Here is a 17,344-nt window from a genome sequence, read left to right on the forward strand (position 1 = left end):
GGCAAGATCACTGCGTACAAGGCGAACGCTCACAAAGGAGTGAGAAGCGACATGCCGCTCGACGAGGCAAAGGACCGGTTGCTCAGGTCCGCTGCTGAACTGTGTGCCGACACCACGGAGGCCGACCACCTCGACGGTGACGGCGTCCTGGCCTTCCTCCGGCTCTACTACCGGCATGTCGCGCCCGAGGACGTGATCGACCGCGACCCCGCCCAGATCGGCGCCGCCGCCCTGGCCCAGCGGCGCTTCGCCGCCAACCGCCCCCAGGGGCGGGCGCTGGTACGGGCCTATGCGCCCCCGCCGGCGGAGGACGGCCACGGCCACGGGGCGGTCGTCGAGGTCGTCACCGACGACATGCCCTACCTGGTCGACTCGGTCACCATGGAGCTGGAGCGCCACGGCATCGGCGTCCAGCTCGTCGTGCACCCGCAGATCAAGGTGCGCCGCGACATGACCGGGCGCATGCTCGGCGACGACCAGACCGACCTCACCGGGCAGTTCCTCGTCGAGTCGTGGATGCACATCGAGACCGACCGCCTGCCCGCCCCCGAGGCGCTCGCGGAGATCGAGGGCGACCTGCAGCGGGTGCTGCAGGACGTCCGCGCCGCCGTCGAGGATTCGCCCAAGATGCGGGCCCTGGCCGAGGGCATCGCCGCCGAGCTGGAGGCCGTGCCGCCGGGCCTCCCGTCGGGCGACGTCGCCGACAGCGTCGAGCTGCTCCGCTGGCTCGCCGACGGCCACTTCACCTTCCTCGGCTACCGCGAGTACCGCCTGGAGGAGGCGCCGGACGGAGACGGGCTGCGCGCCCTCCCCGGCACCGGCCTCGGCATCCTGCGGGCCGACAAGGCCGGGTCGGCGAGCTTCGCCGCCATGTCCCCCGAGCTGCGCGCGAAGGCGCGCGAGAGACAGCAGTTCGTGGTGACCAAGGCCAACAGCCGGGCCACCGTGCACCGCCCCGCCTACCTGGACTACATCGGCGTCAAGGTCTTCTCCCCCGGGGGCGACGTCGTCGGCGAGCGCCGCTTCCTCGGCCTGTTCTCGCACGTCGCCTACAGCGAGTCGATCTCGCACATCCCGGTGCTGCGCCGCCGCGTTTCCGAGGTGCTGGACAAGGCGGGCCTCAGCCCCGACAGCCACGACGGCAAGGACCTCATCGAGATCCTCGAGAGCTATCCGCGCGCCGAGCTGTTCCAGGTGCCCGCCGACGAGCTGGCGCCGATGGCGCTGGAGGTGCTGCGGCTGCGCGAGCGCAAGCGGGTCAAGCTGTTCCTGCGCCGCGACGACTACAACCGCTACATCTCCTGCCTGATCTACCTGCCCCGCGACCGGTACAACACCGATGTGCGCATCCGCATGCAGGACATCCTGCTGGAGGCGCTCGACGGCGCGACCCTCGACTACAGCACGATGCTCGGCGAGTCGCCGCTGGCCCGCCTGCACATCGTCGTGCGCGGCGAGCGCGGCAAGGCCCTCGGGCCGCGGGAGTTCGACCTGCCCGCGCTGGAGGCCCGCATCGCCGCCACCACCCGCACCTGGGAGGACGACCTCGCCGACGCGATCGCGGGGCTTCCCGAGGACCGGGTCGCCAAGCTGCCCGGCGGGCCGACGAGCGCGGCGCTGTCCGGCAGGTACGCCGAGGCGTTCCCTGAGGGCTACAAGGCCGACTTCTCCCCCCACGCGGCCGTCGAGGACCTGTGCCGCCTGGAGCGGCTCGCCGCCACCCCCGGCGAGGTCGCCATGGACCTCTACCGGCCGCAGGACCGCGCCCAGTGCGAGTGGCGGTTCAAGCTCTTCCGCATCGGCGCCCCGGTCTCGCTGTCGGACGTGCTGCCGCTGCTGTCGCGCATGGGCGTCGAGGTCGTGGACGAGCGGCCCTACCAGATCGGCAGGCCCGGCGGGCCGGCCGCCTGGATCTACGACTTCGGCCTGCGCTGCCCCTCCTCGGCGGAGGCGGGGGACGAGCGGTTCAAGCGGCTGTTCGAGGACGTCGCCGGGGCGCTGTGGCGCGCCGAGATCGAGAGCGACGGCTTCAACGGCCTGGTCATCGCCGCCGGCCTCACCTGGGAGCAGGCGCTGTACCTGCGCGTGTACGCCAAGTACCTGCGCCAGGCCGGCACCGCCTTCAGCCAGCGCTACATCGAGAAGGTGCTGCTCGGCAACATCCGGCTGGCCAAGCTGCTGGTACGGCTGTTCGAGGCCCGGCTCGACCCGCGCCGCGCGGACGACCTGCGCGACGACATGGCCGACGCGCTCCGCGAGGAGATCCTGGCCGCCCTGGACGAGGTGGCTTCGCTGGACGAGGACCGCATCCTGCGGGCCTACCTGGAGATGATCTCCGCGACGCTGCGCACCAACGCCTTCCAGCGGGCGGAGGGCAGGCGCAAGCCGTACATCTCGCTGAAGTTCGACTCCTCGGCGATCAGCGTGCTGCCGCTGCCCCGTCCGAAGTACGAGATCTTCGTGTACTCGCCGCGCGTCGAGGGCGTCCACCTGCGCTTCGGCAAGGTCGCCCGCGGCGGTCTGCGCTGGTCCGACCGCATGGAGGACTTCCGCACCGAGGTGCTCGGCCTGGTCAAGGCCCAGATGGTGAAGAACACCGTCATCGTGCCCACCGGCTCCAAGGGCGGCTTCGTCGTCAAGCGGCCGCCGGTCGGCGGCGGGCGGGACGAGGTGATGGCCGAGGGCGTGGCCTGCTACCGGCAGTTCATCTCCGGACTGCTCGACATCACCGACAACCTCGTCGACAACCAGGTGGTCCCCCCGCACGGCGTCGTCCGGCACGACGGCGACGACACCTACCTGGTCGTCGCGGCCGACAAGGGCACCGCCACCTTCTCCGACATCGCCAACAGCGTCGCCAAGGAGTACGGCTTCTGGCTCGGCGACGCCTTCGCCTCCGGCGGCTCGGTCGGGTACGACCACAAGGCCATGGGCATCACCGCGCGCGGCGCCTGGGAGTCGGTCGCCTACCACTTCCGCTCCATGGGCGTCGACGTCCAGAGCACCGACTTCACGGTGGTGGGCGTCGGCGACATGTCCGGCGACGTGTTCGGCAACGGCATGCTGCTGTCCCGGCACATCAAACTGGTCGCGGCCTTCGACCACCGGCACATCTTCGTCGACCCCTCGCCCGACTCGGCCCGGGGCTTCGAGGAGCGGTCCCGCCTGTTCGCGCTGCCGCGCAGCTCCTGGGCCGACTACGACTCCGGCGCCATCTCGGCCGGCGGCGGCGTGTGGCCGCGCACGGCCAAGTCGGTGCCGGTGTCGCCGCAGATGCGCGCCGCCCTCGGCATCCGCGAGGGCGTGTCGGCGATGACGCCGAGCGACCTGATCAGCGCCATCCTGCGGGCCCCGGTCGACCTGCTGTGGAACGGCGGCATCGGCACCTACGTCAAGTCCTCCGCCGAGAGCCACGCCGACGCCGGCGACAAGGCCAACGACGCCCTGCGCGTCAACGCCGCCGACCTGCGCTGCAAGGTGATCGGCGAGGGCGGCAACCTCGGGCTCACCCAGCTCGCCCGCATCGAGTTCGCGCTCAACGGCGGGTACGTCAACACCGACTTCATCGACAACTCGGCCGGTGTGGACACCTCCGACCACGAGGTGAACATCAAGATCCTCCTGGACCGGCTGGTGCGGGACGGCGAGCTGAGCGAGAACGACCGCGACCAGCTCTTCCTGGACATGACCGACGAGGTCTCCGGGCTGGTCCTGCGCGACAACAAGGCGCAGAACATCGTCCTGGCCGCCGCGCGCGCGCAGGCGCAGGAGATGCTGCACATCCACGCCCGCTACCTGCGCAGGCTGGAACGCGACGGCCTGATCAACCGTGAGCTGGAGGCGCTGCCGTCCGACAAGACGCTCGCCGAGCGGCGCCAGGCCCACCTCGGGCTCACCGCGCCGGAGTTCTCGGTGCTGCTCGCCTACACCAAGCTCGTGGCCGACCACGAGCTGCTCGCCTCCGACCTGCCCGACGACCCGTACCTGACGTCGTGGCTGGTGTCGTACTTCCCCTCGGCGCTGCGCGAGCGGTTCCGCGCCGCCATGGACACCCACCCGCTGCGCCGCGAGATCATCACCACCTGCGTGGTCAACGACCTGGTCAACGCCAGCGGCACGACGTTCATGTTCCGCTTCGGCGAGGAGACCGGCGCCTCCACCCCCGACATCGCCCGGGCCTACCTGGTGTCGCGCGAGGTGTTCGAGCTGCCGGGCTTCTGGCGGGCCGTGGAGGCGCTGGACAACAAGGTCGACACCGCCACCCAGCTCGCCATGCTGCTGGAGGGCCGCAAGCTCGCCGAGCGCGGCGCGCGGTGGCTGCTCGGCAACCGCAGGCCGCCGCTCGACCTGGCGGGAGCGGTGAGGTTCTTCGTGGAGGGCGCCGAGGGGCTGCTGCCCCACCTGCCCAAACTGCTCACCGGCCCCGACCTCGCGGCCTTCGAGGAGCGCCGCGACGGGTACCTGTCGCGGGGCGTCCCGGCCGACCTGGCCGAGCGCGCGGCGGTGATGGTGCCGGCGTACTCGACGTTCGACCTGGTGGAGATCTCCTCGCGCACCGGCCGCCCGGTGAACGACGTCGCGGAGGTCTACTTCGACCTGGCCGACCGGCTCCAGCTCGCCCGGCTGCGCGAGCGGGTCATCGCCCTGCCCCGCGACAACCGGTGGAACTCCATGGCCAGGGCCGCGCTGCGCGACGACCTGTACGCCGCGCACGCGACGCTGACCAGGGACGTGCTGGTGCACAGCGAGCCGGGGCCGTCCCCGGAGGAGCGCCTGGCACGCTGGTCGGAGGTCAACTCGGCCGCCGTCGCGCGGGCGCGCCAGACGCTGTCGGAGATCTGGGAGAGCGACCACTTCGACCTGGCCACCCTCTCGGTGGCGCTGAGAGCCGTGCGCACCCTGGTGGCCACCAGCAACCTGCCGCACGCCGAGCGCTGAGCTCGCCGCCCGGCGGCGCGACCGCCGCCGGGCGCCCTTCAACCTTGCGGACCCCCGACGGGCGCCCTTCGGCCCTCCGAACCCCTGTCGAGCCGTTCGTTGAGCCGTCCGTTGAGCCGTCCGGGCACCTGCCGGGCGGCCTGCGGCGTCAGCGGCTGGTGACGCTCGTGGCGGCCCCGTCGAAGCCGATGATCCGCGCCCGCTCGGGGGAGCCCCTGCGGGCCACCTGGCTGACGTACTGCTGGGTCTCCACCATGCGCACCATGGACGGCACGACGACGCTGCCCACCGACCAGCGGACGTCCTTGGGCACCGGAACCAGGCCCGCGGCGGAGGCCGTCTTGGCCTGCCGGAGCGTGGTGCGGGTCAGTGAGTACAGGATGGCCGCCCCGCCGTCGGTCGTGCGCAGCGCGTAGATCGGATAGGCGGTCGCGGCGAACAGCGAGTCGTACAGGAACCCGCGCAGCTTGTACTCGGGCTGGGTCTTCTCGACCTCGTCGAAGTAGCCGGTGGTCTGCGGCCCGGGCCCGATCAGGCTCGCCGCGTACCCCTTGGGCCCCTCCTCGGCGATGGTCGCGTGCAGTGGCGCCATCAGGTGCGGGCTGATCGCGATCGAGTCGTCGCGGGTGGCCAGCGGGGTCGCGTAGCCGTCCTCGTCCAGCGCGACGGCGGGCGGCTCGGCACCCGGGTAGAGCAGCGAGGCGAAGCTGAGCCGCCAGTCGGCGGCCTCGTACTGCTTCATGAAGGCCAGCACAGCCGTGCGGCCCTGCCCCTTGGCGTCTCTGCGTTCGACGATCGCCGCGAACCAGTAGGGATAACGGCCCGGCCGCAGGCGCGGCACCAGCAGCGCCGGCCCGCCCCAGGTGTAGCGGGCGGAGCGCAGCCCGGTGGACTCGAACGCCGCCACGGTGATCGGCGCCTGGGCGTCCCGGCTCTGGTCGACGGCGTAGAACTCGGCGCCGGCGGCGCGGGCGGCGTCGTCGGCGGCGAGGATCTCGCGCGTCACCCTGCCGGCCTCCCGCAGCGTGACCGCCGGAGCCTCCGCGGCGGTGGACGTGGGGGAGGCCGTCCCGGCCGGGGCGCTCGGAGAGGCGGAGGCGGGCACCGCGCCGCGGCTGGTCTGGGCAGGAGGCGTGGAGCAGGCGACCAACGTGACCATGGCCGCGGCCAGTAGGGACGGCGCGAGGGCGGCACGCATGGTCCTGGTCACGCTCGCCTCCCGATGAGTCCCCGCAGAACGCCCATGCTAGCCACGCGCGAGGTGGCTCCGGCTTCGCGTACCCTTGGCAGATGTGGCAGCCATCGATCCCGCAGAAGAGATCAGCGAGCTTACCGGCACACTGAAGGGCATTCAGGATGTGCTGGATCTCGACGTCATGCGCAAGCAGATCGCCGAGTTGGAGGAGCAGGCTGCCGCGCCCGACCTGTGGAACGACCCTGAGCAGGCGCAGAAGGTCACCAGCAAGCTCTCCCACATGCAGGGCGAGCTCAACCGCGTCGAGACCCTGATCCGGCGGCTGGACGACATCTCCGTCCTGTACGAGCTGGCCGAGGCCGAGGACGACGCCGACACCCGCGAGGAGGCCGACCGCGAGCTGGGCTCCCTGCGCACCGATGTCAACGCCCTCGAGGTGCGCACGCTCCTGGCGGGTCCCTACGACGCCCGCGAGGCGCTCGTCACGATCAACTCCCAGGCCGGCGGCGTGGACGCGGCCGACTGGGCCCAGATGCTCCTGCGCATGTACATCCGGTGGGCCGAGCGCAAGGGCTACTCCACCGAGATCTACGACACCTCCTACGCCGAAGAGGCCGGCATCAAGTCGGCGACCTTCGTCGTCAAGGCGCCCTACGCCTACGGCACGCTGAGGGGCGAGCACGGCACCCACCGGCTGGTCCGCATCAGCCCCTTCGACAACCAGGGGCGCCGCCAGACCTCCTTCGCGGGCGTCGACATCGTGCCGGTCGTCGAGCAGACCGACCACATCGACATCAACGAGGACGACCTGCGCATCGACGTCTACCGCTCCTCCGGCCCCGGCGGCCAGGGCGTCAACACCACCGACTCGGCGGTGCGCATCACCCACCTGCCCACCGGCATCGTGGTCTCCTGCCAGAACGAGCGCTCACAGCTGCAGAACCGCGCCTCGGCGATGACGGTGCTGCAGGCCAAACTGCTCGAGCGCAAGCGGCAGGAGGAGGCCGCGAAGATGTCGGAGCTGCGCGGCGAGTCCACCACCTCGTGGGGCACGCAGATCCGCAACTACGTGCTGCACCCGTACCAGATCGTGAAGGACCTGCGCACGTCGGTCGAGGCGGGCAACCCCACCGCGGTGCTCGACGGCGACCTCGACGAGTTCATCGAGGGCGAGATCCGCTGGATGCGCCGCCAGGAGTCGGGCGCCGCGAGCGGCTGACCGCCGCGCCGGCCCCTGCGCCGCCCCAGACCTTCCCGCACCACCCCTGCGGCGCCGCTCAGGCGCCGTAGAGGTGGTTCAGCGCGAGCGTGCACGCCAGCACGATGAGCAGCACGATCGCGATGAGCATGGGCGAAAGACCGCCCAGCCCATGGTGGTGAACCCTTGCCCTGCTGGCCCGGCAGGCCGGGCACCGCCCCTCGACCACCGGGCCGGCGCAGTTGGCGCAGATGAGATGTTCGCAGCTCACGGGATATCTCCCTCTCCACGGTGATCGCTTTACCACCCTGTTAGCGAGTGTGGAATCGTTTTGTTTCCGTTATGGACGTTCCATGCCAGTGTTACCCCTAGACTGAGCCTCGGCCAACCGGAACGTCGATCGTCGGTAAAGAGCGGCGCCCCCCGGCCGGCGAGCAATGCGATGTGGCCGACGCGGCCACCTCCGCGACCGTCCTAACCCCTAGACTGGCATGCCGTGATGCGCCTGTGATCCATTTCGATAATGTCACCAAGGTCTACGTTAACCAGAACCGCCCCGCCCTCGACCACGTCAGCGTGGACGTCGACAAGGGGGAGTTCGTGTTCCTGGTCGGTCCTTCGGGGTCGGGGAAGTCGACCTTTCTCCGGCTGGTCCTGAAGGAAGAGCGCCCGAACTCGGGCGCCATCCACGTCGCCGGAAAGGATCTGGCGCGCCTGTCGAACTTCAAGGTGCCGCACCTGCGCCGCCGCATCGGCTGTGTGTTCCAGGACTTCCGGCTGCTGCCCAACAAGAACGTCTACGAGAACGTGGCGTTCGCGCTGGAGGTCATCGGCAAGCCCCGGCGGTTCATCCGCAAGGTCGTGCCCGAGGTCGTCGAGCTCGTCGGCCTGGAGGGCAAGGCCCACCGCATGCCCGACGAGCTGTCCGGCGGTGAGCAGCAGCGGGTCGCGATGGCCCGCGCGTTCGTCAACCGGCCGATGATCCTGCTCGCGGACGAGCCCACGGGCAACATCGACCCCGCCACCAGCATCGGGATCATGAAGGTGCTCGACCGGATCAACCGGACCGGCACCACCGTCGTCATGGCCACCCATGACGCCGCCATCGTCGACTCCATGCGCAAACGCGTGGTCGAGCTGGAGGACGGCAAGATCGTCCGTGATCAGTCGCGCGGCGTCTACGGCCAGGCGTACTGATCACCAAGCGAGATAGCGACAGGGGACACCCAAAGCATGCGGGCAAACTTCATCTTCTCTGAGGTCTGGATCGGCCTTCGCCGCAACCTCACGATGACCATCGCGGTCATCGTGACCGTGGCCATCGGCATGGCCCTGCTCGGCATTGGGCTCATGATCAACGCGCAGGTCGGCAGCATGAGCAGCTACTGGTCCGACAAGGTCCAGCTCTCGGCCTTCCTGTGCATGAAGAACAGCCCGTTCGACGCCTGCAAGGGCCGCGGCACGGTCAGCGCGCAGGAGAAGGTCGCGCTGCAGAAGCAGATCGAGAGCCTGCCGCAGGTCGACCGGGTCACCTTCGAGACCCAGGAGAAGGCCTACGAGAACTTCAAGGCCTCCTACAGCAGCAACAGCGTCTTCCTGAACGCGGTCAAGGTCGAGGACATGCCCGAGTCGTTCCGGGTCAAGCTGAAGAACCCCGACGACTACAAGTCCGTCTTCGACGCGCTCAGCGGCGCGCCCGGCGTGGCGAACGTGGTCAACGACCAGCAACTTCTCGACCGGTTCTTCGGCCTGATGAACCGGCTGCGCAGCGCGGCGCTCGTCGTGGCGCTGATCCAGGTGTTCGCCGCCATCCTGCTGATCGGCAACACCGTGCGGCTGTCGGCGTACAACCGCAGGCGCGAGACCGGCATCATGCGCCTGGTCGGGGCCTCCAACCTGTACATCCAGCTGCCCTTCGTCATGGAGGGCACCATCGCCGGCCTGGTCGGCGGGGTGATCTCGGCGGTGCTGCTGATGTTCGCCAAGATCGTGATCTTCGACAGCATGCAGAAGTTCTTCGCGCTGGCGACACAGCTCACCTGGAGTGACGTCGCACAGGTGATCACGCTTACGACCGTGGTCGGCGTGCTCATCTGTATCCTCGCCTCGTTCGTGACGCTCCGCCGGTACCTGCGGGTGTGACGCTCCCCGGTAGGCTCGCTGTATGCCACGTGAGACCGGGCGCAAGCTGATCGCCCAGAACAAGCGTGCCCGGCACGATTACCAGATCGAGGACACCTACGAGGCCGGGCTCGTCCTGATGGGCACGGAGGTGAAATCCCTCCGTGCCGGCCGGGCGAGCCTCTCGGACGGGTACGCTCAGGTCAAGGACGACGAGGTGTGGCTGATGAACATCCACATCCCCGAGTACCACATGGGCACCTGGACCAACCACGCCGCGCGGCGCCCCCGCAAGCTCCTGCTCCACCGCAAGGAGATCGGGAAGATCATCAGCAAGACCAAGGAGACGGGCCTGACGCTGGTCCCGCTCTCGCTGTACTTCAGTGACGGCAGGGCCAAGGTCGAGATCGGCGTCGCCCGCGGTAAGAAGACCTGGGACAAGCGGCACGACCTCGCCGAGAAGCAGGCGAACAGGGAGATGGCCCGCGCCCTCCGTCACCGCAACCGATGAGGTCCGAGCAGCAGTGGTGCTAGCCGTACGTCTGAGAAGAGCCCTGTCGGCTGGGCTGTCGCTGGCCGTCGCCGTGCCCATGCTGTCGGCTTGCTTCTCCGAGCCGTCGCCGCACGAGGCGGTCAGCCAGTTCCTGGTGGGCTGGCAGTCCGGCGACTACGCCGCCGCGGCCGAGCGCGTCGACGGCGACCCGAAGGCCGTGCGCAAGGCGCTGGAGGACGCCGGGGTGCAGCTCGACGCCGCCTCCATCCGCTTCGCGCTCAGGAGCCTGACCACCAACGGCGACAGCGCGGACGCCAGGTTCCACGTCCAGATCGACCTCGGCGACAACAACCCGATCTGGCAGTACGACAACGACCTGCCGCTGCACGTGGTCGACGGCAGGTGGAAGGTCCGCTGGTCGCCCAGCGTCATCCACCCGCAGCTGCGCGAGGGCCAGCGCTTCGCGGTCAAGGTCGCCCCCGAGGGCGACCAGCCGATCCGCCAGCCCATCGAGGACCGCAACGGCGACCCGCTCCAGCAGGACACCACGCTGTACCTCGCCGGCGTCTACCCCGACCGGGTGAAGGACCCGGTGGGGGTGTGCGAGCGGCTGTTCCAGCTCACCGGCTTCGCCCAAGATCGCCTGCTCGCCCGCATCCGCTCGGCGCCGCCGCAGGACTTCGTGCCGCTGGTGACCTTCGGCGCCAAGAAGTACGCCCAGCTGCTGGACCGGCTGGAGGAGATCGGCCCCGACCTGAAGATCGAGAAGCAGTCGCAGCCGGTCGCGCCCGCCCAGCCGGTCGACATCATCGGCAAGGTCGGCGCGATCACCGCCGAGACCATGCAGCAGCTCGGCGGCCCGCAGCGCGCCGGCGGCGACACCATCGGCCAGGGCGGACTGCAGAAGGCCTACCAGGACCAGCTCACCGGTTCCACCGGCACCGAGGTCATGACCTACGACCTCAAGACCGGCGAGCAGGTCGCCGAGCTGGCGCGCTGGCCCGGCAGGACGAACACCACCTCGGTGCGCACCACCATCGACAAGGGCGTGCAGCAGTCCGCCGACCTGTCCGTCGGCGGCGGGCCGGCCGCGCTGCTGGTCGCGGTGGACGCGCCGTCCGGGCAGATCCGCGCCGTGGCGTCCAAAGAGTTCGACCAGCAGACCGACGGGCTCGCCGGGCGCTTCCCGCCCGGCACGACGTTCTCGATCGTGGCCGCGGACGGCCTGCTCGGCGCGGGGCTGGACCCCGACCAGAAGCTGCCGTGCCCGGCCGACCGCACGGTCGGGGGCGCCCGCTTCCAGCAGACCGAGGCGCGGCCCCAGCCTCAGCAGCCGACGCCCACCCCGACCCCGACGCCGACCGCGATCTCCACCGCGCCGCCGGCCGGTACGACGCCGAGCGTCACCGCCGACTTCGCCCAGGGGTGCGTCACCGCGCTGGCGTCCCTGTCGCGCCGCATCGACGCCGGGGCCCTCAACCGGGCGGCCGCCCGCTTCGGCATCGGCGGCGACTGGCGGCTGCCGCTGCGCTCGTTCACCGGGAGCATGCCGGCGGCGGCGACCGACGCCGCCAAGGCGAAGATCATCGCCGGGCAGACGGTGCGGGTCAGCCCGTTGTCGATGGCCCTGGTCGCCGCGGCCCTGGGCTCGGGCACCTGGCGCCCGCCCACGCTGGTCACCTCGCCGTCATCGCCGGATGCCGCCGCCGACGCCTCCTCCGACCCCGCGCCCGCCACGCCGCCCCGTCCGGTCACCCTCGACCCGGCGACCCTGACCGAGCTTCGCGCGCTGATGCGCGCGGGCGTCGTCTCGGGCACGGCCGCCGCCGCCTCGGCGCCGGGGGACAAGGTCTACGGGCTGGCCTCGGCCGTGACCTACACCGAGAAGAAGCGTGAGCGGCACCTGTCGTGGTTCGTGGGCTGGCAGGGCGACCTGGCCGTCGCCGTGCTCACCGAGAGCGCCGACCCGGCGGCCTCGGCCCGCGTGGCCGGCCAGTTCTTCCGTAGCGCCCGCACGGCCGCGTGAACGCCACTGAACGCGGCCTGAACGGGCCTCTGCGCGAGGGCCGGCGCGCCTGCCGGAACGCCGCCGCCCGGCCCTGAACGACGGTTGAACGGCCTTTCGGAAAAATCTCGCCGGGCCGAGCAACCATCGGGGCGTCTCCCGGCGTCTTTCTGGGTGACCGGGCACCGCTTGGGGGTTGCGGGCCTGGTCGCCGTGATGAGACCAGGGCTTCATCTCGGGGGAAGCCCTGCCGTCCGGACCGGCTCGACCCTGCCGGTCGGCCCCCGGGGGCGTGTGCCACGTGCCACGTCCCCGGGGGTTTCGGCGTCCGCGGTCGCCGGCGGAGGGCCGCCGCGGGGAATCAAGTTGGCACCGCTGGTGTTGAGTGGAGTATCTTCATGTCGATCGGCCTCTCCGGAGGTCGTGTTGACAACTCCACAGGGGGTGACTGGTTTCGACTTCGGCATGTCGTGCCAGGGGAAGCGGGTCGAGGACTGCGGACATAACCTCGTTAATCCTGTGACCGCAAAACAATAAGTGCCAATAACACGCGCACTCAGGGCCACATGGCCCTCGCCGCCTGAGCGAGGTCTAGGCCCTTGTCAGCCCGGGAGTGCCTCCGGCCCGGATCTGGCATCGCTAGGAGGCTCAACCGATCGACCCGGTCACGGGGCCGATAGGGAAACCTAACAGTGACTGAGCCCGTCGGTGACACGCCTGCGTGATCACCGGGGCTGAGAAAATCGCAGCAGGCTGCACCCGGAGAAGCCCTGACGCGGTGTTGAAGGACGCGGGTTCGATTCCCGCCACCTCCACACTTCCGTGCGCGCCCCCGCGCTGCGGAGCTGATCGCCCGAGGGCGGTCGGCGGGCCCCACAGGCCCGCCGGCCGCCCTTTGTCGTGCGTGGGGTATGCCGGTTTCGCCCGATGTGAACGCTGTTCCGGCGGCGGTCGCGGCTCTGTAGCGTTGCCGCATGACAGATCTTCGGTCCGCCGTGGTGAACCGGGTACGGCTGGTCTACGAGGTGGCGGGGGACGCCGGCGCGCCGCCGGTCCTGCTTCTGCACGGGCGGGGGAGCGACCACACCACCTGGGCCGGAGTCATCGAGCACCTGGCGGGGTCCTGGCGCGTCTACGCGCCCGACGCCCGCGGGCACGGTGCCAGCGACTGGCCCCGGGTCTACTCGCTGGAGCTCATGCGCGACGACGTGGTCGCCCTGCTCGACCACCTCGAACTGCCCCGCGTGACCATCGTCGGGCACTCCATGGGCGGCATGGTCGCCTTCCTGGTCGCGCAGGACCATCCGGGCCGGGTCGAGCGCATGGTGCTGGAGGACGTCCCCGCGCCGCACCCCGCCCGCCTGTCCCTGCCCGGGCGGCCCGACGGCGAGCTGCCCTTCGACTGGGCCATGGTCGAGCAGACCGCCCACCAGCGCAACCATCCCGACCCGGCGTGGCTCGACGGCCTGGCCAAGGTCACCGCGCCGACGCTGGTCATCGCGGGCGGCGCGCCCAGCCACCTGCCGCAGGACCAGGTCGCCGACCTGGCCCGCCGCATCCCCGGCGCCCGGCTGATGACGATCGAGGCCGGACACGAGGTGCACGCCACCCGCCCCGTGGAGTTCAACGACGCGCTGACGGCGTTCCTCGGACGGTGACCCTGCCCGTGCCGCGTCAGCGGTAGAGGCGAATGGCGCCGGTGAGGACCTGACGGGCCACGGCGAGGACCTCGTCGGCCGTGGCGGGGGACGGGGGCGGGGCGACGACCTGCACCATCTGCGTGCTCGGCTCGCCGACGTCGGGGAACAGCTCCCACTTCCACCCGGGGCTGGTCAGGCTGTCGAAGCGTTCGAGGCTCACCACGAGGGGCGCCGAGCCGTCCCACCCCCAGGGCGGGGTCTGCGGCAGCCGCGCCAGGCGGATGCGGGCACGCGGCGCCGGTCCGTCGCCGGCCGCCCGCCGCGCCTCCGTCCCGGCCTCGCGCGGATCCAGCGATGCCGAACGGGGGTCCAGGGATGCGGTGCGGGGGTCGAGGGATGACGCGTGCTGGTCCAGGGATGCGGTGCGCGGGTCCAGCGATGCCGAACGGGGGTCGAGGGAAGCGGTGCGCGGGTCGGGGGATGACGCGTGCTGGTCCAGCGCGGGGGAGCGCGGGTCGCAAGGGGCGGTGTCCGGGGGGTCCAGCGTCGCCAGGCCGGCGCGCTCGGCGGCCCCGCTGAGCAGGCCGTGCGGGTCGTCCAGGCCGGCCAGGGAGGCACGCCGGTAGGCGGTGGACCGGGCGTGCAGCACGGCCTCGGCCAGGCGGTGGTCGGTGCCGTGCTCGCCGGTCCAGTCGGCGGTGGCCAGGCCGTGACGCTCGCCGGCCTCGTGCACCTCGGCCAGCAGTCGTGCGGCCGCGTCCAGCGCGGAGGCGGTGTAGATGGTGCGGTAGTGCCCTCGCGCCGCCCGCTCGATCATCTGGCGGGCGGAGGCGGTCTCGGTGGTCGTCATCGGCTGCTGTCCCTCGTCGTCTCGCCTGTGACCGTTAGGACTTTAGCCCTACTTGATCCATTGGCGTGACTTGGGATGCCCGCTCACCTCATCCCGGCTTACAGGCCGGGGCCACGGGTCAGGTGCCCGAGAGGGTGCCGAGCGTGACGGTGACGGTCGTGGTCTTGCCGTTCGGGTGCAGGACCCCGACCTTCGCCTGCGTGCCCGGACGCAGCCCGGCCAGCACCTCCGACAGGGACGCCGCCGTCGGCGTGGGCTTGCCGTTGACGCTGGTGATGATGTCCCCGGGCCTGATCCCGGCGCGGGCCGCGCCGCTGCCCGCGTCCACGTGGGCGACGCCGACGCCGACCGGCCGGCCGTCGGCGTCCACGACGGTGTTGACCCGGACGCCGAGCGCGGCCCGCCGCGTGTTGGTGACCTTGCCGTACCGGATGATCTGCTCGGCCACGTCCTTGGCGGTGCTGCTCGGGATCGCGAACCCGATGCCGGGTGCGGCGCCTCCGCCGAGGTCGGGGTTGACGGCGGCCAGCGTCGGGACGCCGATCACCTCGCCGTGGAGGTTGGTGAGCGCCCCGCCGCTGTTGCCGGGGTTGATCGACGCGGATGTCTGGATGGCGTTGGTGATCGTGGCTCCCGGCGAGCCCTCGCCCTGCGGTTCGGTCACCGTGCGGCCCAGCGCGGAGATGATGCCGTTGGTCACGCTGCCCGACAGGCCGAGCGGGTTGCCCATGGCCAGGACGATCTGACCGACCTTGAGCCTGCCCGAGTCGCCGAAGTTCGCGGGGGTCAGGCCGTTGCGGTCGGCGACGCGGATGACCGCGAGGTCGCCCAGGGGATAGGAGGCGACCAGGTCGGCCTTGCGCGGCTTGCCGCCGGTGGCCAGCGTGACCTCGAAGGTCTTGGACTTGCCCACGACATGGGCGTTGGTCACGATGTGGCCCTGGGTGTCGTACACGATGCCCGAGCCGAGCCCCTTGGAGGTGGTGATCTGCACGATCGACGGGAGCACCTGGGCGATGACCCGCTCGTACGCCTGCTCCTCGGTGATCACCGCGGTGTTCGCCGACGGGCTGTCGCCGCCGCCGCGTGTGGTGGCGGTGCTCGTCGAGGCCGGTGCGCCGGTGAGGCCGCACCCGCTGAGCACCACCAGGCCACCGGCCATCCCGGCGCACAGCGCGTGCCGCAGCGCACGTCCGGTCGTTCGGTTACCTGGTGTAGTCGCCATGGAACACGTCATTCCCGACCAGACGGAAGATACTCGCCATATACCACCAATGACGTGATCTTGGTAATAGTCGGACGTGCGGCGCCGGGTGGTCGGCGACGGGATTCCGGAATGGGCGCCGCAGCCCTGCTGACCTGTGGCAATGTGGGCGTTGGCGGAGAAGTGAGGCTGCTGGGCCGCACGGATCACGATTTGTGACGTAGTCTGCCGACATGGCGGACGGCGCTGGTAACTCCCCAAGCCGCCCTGGGTCCGGGCGGCCTCCGACGTACGTTCCTTCCTATGACGCTCCGACCACGCCGATGCCCCGGGTGAGCCCGGAGCAGGCGCTCGCGATGGTGGAGGCCGCGCAGGCCGCCGCCAAGGCCCCGCCCACGGCCGACACCGCGTCCGAGCAGGCGTCCGACACGGCGTCAGAGCAGGTGTCCGAGGAGGTCTCCGCCGCGGACGGCGCGACCGCCTCCGACACCGTGGAGATCCCCCTGCAGGCGAGAAGGCCGCTCCGGGAGGCCGGACAGGACGAGAGCACCGACGGGACGCGGCGCCCCGACGGCGAGGTCACCGCCGATGTCCGCAGGCCGGATGGACCGTTCCCCCGCACCGGCGGTCCGGCCGCCCCCGCCGGGCGGCCGTTCCACATGGGATCGGTCGCCGCCCCTGCCGATCGCCCATCTCGGAAGGGGCCGGTCGCCGCCCCTGCCGGTCGCCCGTCTCAGAAGGGGCCGGTCGCCGCCCCTGCCGATCGCCCGCCTCGGAAGGGGCCGGTCGCCGCTGCCGTCGGGACGCCGTCCGGAGCGGGGCGCGAGCGCCGGGGCGCGCTCTCCGCGGCGGTCCTCCGCGCCGGCGACATCCCGATCAAAGCGGTCTACGGCATCGGCGCGCTGCTCGTCACCGTGGTCGTCGTGATCCTGGTCTTCATGGTGTTCGCGGAGGACCGGCCCGGCGACCCGGTGCGGGTGGACCCGGCACAGGCCGGTGGACCGGCGGCCTCCGGCGCCCCGGTGAAGCCCACGCCCACGATCGCCGTGCCGGCCGTCCCCGCGGCCAAGGCCATGACCGTCTTCCCCGGAACGGGCACGCCGGTGCTGTCGTACGTGGTGGACCATACCGCGGGCATCAGCTACGCCCAGTACGGTGCGCCGTGGGCGAAGACGGCCAAGGCCCCGTTCTCGGCGGCGCAGAAGGTCGGGCCGGCCAAGCGGCCGCAGGCGCTGATCGCCTCCGGGCCGGTTCCGTTCGCCGTGCCGAAGGCGCCGGTCACCTACGACGGCTACCGCAAGCTGGCGGCCAAAGCCGCCAAGTGGACGCTGCGCTACCAGCCCGTCGGTTCCACGTTCACCTGGACGATGTCGCAGCGGGCCCGTTACAACCTCGGGTGGGTGCTCGGCTACAAGGTCGGTTATGTGCAGGGGGGCAAGAAGCACTCCTCGCAGGCGTACGTCTTCGTCGTCTCCTCGCCGGCGAAGAAGAAGCCCGCCATGCTGTTCGCCAGCGTCACCGACGCCCGCAAGGCGCTCTACCACGATCTCAACATGCTGTTCTGGACGGCCCGCGCGTCCTGAGCCGCGATCTCGCTCAGCCGTTCATCTCGCTCAGCGGCCGATCTCGTTCAGCCGTTGGCCTTGGAAGCATCTTCTAGAATATGATTCTGGGACGTCTGGAGGCCGAGCGGCACGGAG

12 protein-coding genes and 1 other RNA gene are annotated in these 17,344 nt (G+C 71.0%); 9 read left to right on the forward strand and 4 right to left on the reverse strand.

The window, feature by feature from the left end; all coding sequences use genetic code 11:
- The first annotated feature begins 51 nt into the window (after positions 1-51).
- Positions 52-4,938, forward strand: a complete 4,887-nt coding sequence (locus ABZU32_RS02145) for an NAD-glutamate dehydrogenase (RefSeq protein ID WP_354915931.1) — start codon at positions 52-54, stop codon at positions 4,936-4,938.
- Positions 4,939-5,086: 148 nt separating this feature from the next.
- On the opposite strand, the gene ABZU32_RS02150 is transcribed toward ABZU32_RS02145, so the two are convergent.
- On the reverse strand, positions 5,087-6,148 hold the full coding sequence (locus tag ABZU32_RS02150) for a hypothetical protein (protein ID WP_354915934.1): 1,062 nt from the start codon (positions 6,146-6,148) through the stop codon (positions 5,087-5,089).
- A gap of 82 nt (positions 6,149-6,230) precedes the next feature.
- On the opposite strand from ABZU32_RS02150, the gene prfB reads away from it, so the two are divergent.
- Positions 6,231-7,352 carry a peptide chain release factor 2 gene (gene prfB, locus ABZU32_RS02155; RefSeq protein ID WP_354836863.1) on the forward strand — a complete coding sequence of 374 codons (1,122 nt, stop codon included), beginning with the start codon at positions 6,231-6,233 and terminating at the stop codon, positions 7,350-7,352.
- 58 nt (positions 7,353-7,410) lie between these two features.
- On the opposite strand, the gene ABZU32_RS02160 is transcribed toward prfB, so the two are convergent.
- Positions 7,411-7,602 carry a hypothetical protein gene (locus ABZU32_RS02160; RefSeq protein WP_354836861.1) on the reverse strand — a complete coding sequence of 64 codons (192 nt, stop codon included), beginning with the start codon at positions 7,600-7,602 and terminating at the stop codon, positions 7,411-7,413.
- 236 nt (positions 7,603-7,838) lie between these two features.
- On the opposite strand from ABZU32_RS02160, the gene ftsE reads away from it, so the two are divergent.
- From ftsE to ABZU32_RS02190, 6 genes are all read left to right on the forward strand, one after another.
- Positions 7,839-8,528: a cell division ATP-binding protein FtsE gene (gene ftsE, locus ABZU32_RS02165; RefSeq protein WP_114029179.1), complete on the forward strand. Its 690-nt coding sequence runs from the start codon at positions 7,839-7,841 to the stop codon at positions 8,526-8,528.
- A 36-nt stretch (positions 8,529-8,564) separates the two neighbouring features.
- Entirely contained in the window at positions 8,565-9,473 is a 909-nt protein-coding gene (ftsX, locus tag ABZU32_RS02170) for a permease-like cell division protein FtsX (protein WP_354836858.1), read from the forward strand.
- Positions 9,474-9,495: 22 nt separating this feature from the next.
- The gene (gene smpB / locus ABZU32_RS02175) at positions 9,496-9,963 is read left to right on the forward strand and encodes an SsrA-binding protein SmpB (protein ID WP_354836856.1); all 468 of its coding nucleotides are present in this window, start codon (positions 9,496-9,498) and stop codon (positions 9,961-9,963) included.
- Positions 9,964-9,979: 16 nt separating this feature from the next.
- The gene (locus tag ABZU32_RS02180) at positions 9,980-11,971 is read left to right on the forward strand and encodes an NTF2-like N-terminal transpeptidase domain-containing protein (RefSeq protein ID WP_354836854.1); all 1,992 of its coding nucleotides are present in this window, start codon (positions 9,980-9,982) and stop codon (positions 11,969-11,971) included.
- 419 nt (positions 11,972-12,390) lie between these two features.
- Positions 12,391-12,768, forward strand: a transfer-messenger RNA (tmRNA) gene (gene ssrA, locus ABZU32_RS02185).
- A 156-nt stretch (positions 12,769-12,924) separates the two neighbouring features.
- Positions 12,925-13,608, forward strand: coding sequence for an alpha/beta hydrolase (locus ABZU32_RS02190; RefSeq protein WP_354915937.1), 684 nt, complete (start codon positions 12,925-12,927; stop codon positions 13,606-13,608).
- Positions 13,609-13,624: 16 nt separating this feature from the next.
- Here the strand turns inward: ABZU32_RS02190 and ABZU32_RS02195 are convergent, their stop codons facing one another.
- Positions 13,625-14,440, reverse strand: a complete 816-nt coding sequence (locus ABZU32_RS02195) for a hypothetical protein (RefSeq protein WP_354915940.1) — start codon at positions 14,438-14,440, stop codon at positions 13,625-13,627.
- A 118-nt stretch (positions 14,441-14,558) separates the two neighbouring features.
- On the reverse strand, positions 14,559-15,665 hold the full coding sequence (locus ABZU32_RS02200; RefSeq protein WP_354915942.1) for a trypsin-like peptidase domain-containing protein: 1,107 nt from the start codon (positions 15,663-15,665) through the stop codon (positions 14,559-14,561).
- Positions 15,666-15,976: 311 nt separating this feature from the next.
- Here ABZU32_RS02200 and ABZU32_RS02205 point away from each other — a divergent pair, with 311 nt between their 5' ends.
- Positions 15,977-17,227: a hypothetical protein gene (locus ABZU32_RS02205; RefSeq protein ID WP_354915945.1), complete on the forward strand. Its 1,251-nt coding sequence runs from the start codon at positions 15,977-15,979 to the stop codon at positions 17,225-17,227.
- Positions 17,228-17,344: the final 117 nt, after the last annotated feature.

It is taken from the genome of Sphaerisporangium sp. NPDC005288 (assembly GCF_040607475.1).
In the GTDB taxonomy this organism is placed as follows: Bacteria; Actinomycetota; Actinomycetes; order Streptosporangiales; family Streptosporangiaceae; genus Sphaerisporangium; species Sphaerisporangium rhizosphaerae.

Bases quoted from the DNA above. Each gene is read 5' to 3' on its own strand.
- ABZU32_RS02145 (WP_354915931.1), top strand. From the start codon at position 52: ATGCCGCTCGACGAGGCAAAGGACCGGTTGCTCAGGTCCGCTGCTGAA.
- ftsX (WP_354836858.1), top strand. From the start codon at position 8,565: ATGCGGGCAAACTTCATCTTCTCTGAGGTCTGGATCGGCCTTCGCCGC.
- smpB (WP_354836856.1), top strand. From the start codon at position 9,496: ATGCCACGTGAGACCGGGCGCAAGCTGATCGCCCAGAACAAGCGTGCC.
- ABZU32_RS02190 (WP_354915937.1), top strand. From the start codon at position 12,925: ATGACAGATCTTCGGTCCGCCGTGGTGAACCGGGTACGGCTGGTCTAC.
- ABZU32_RS02195 (WP_354915940.1), bottom strand. From the start codon at position 14,440: ATGACGACCACCGAGACCGCCTCCGCCCGCCAGATGATCGAGCGGGCG.
- ABZU32_RS02200 (WP_354915942.1), bottom strand. From the start codon at position 15,665: ATGGCGACTACACCAGGTAACCGAACGACCGGACGTGCGCTGCGGCAC.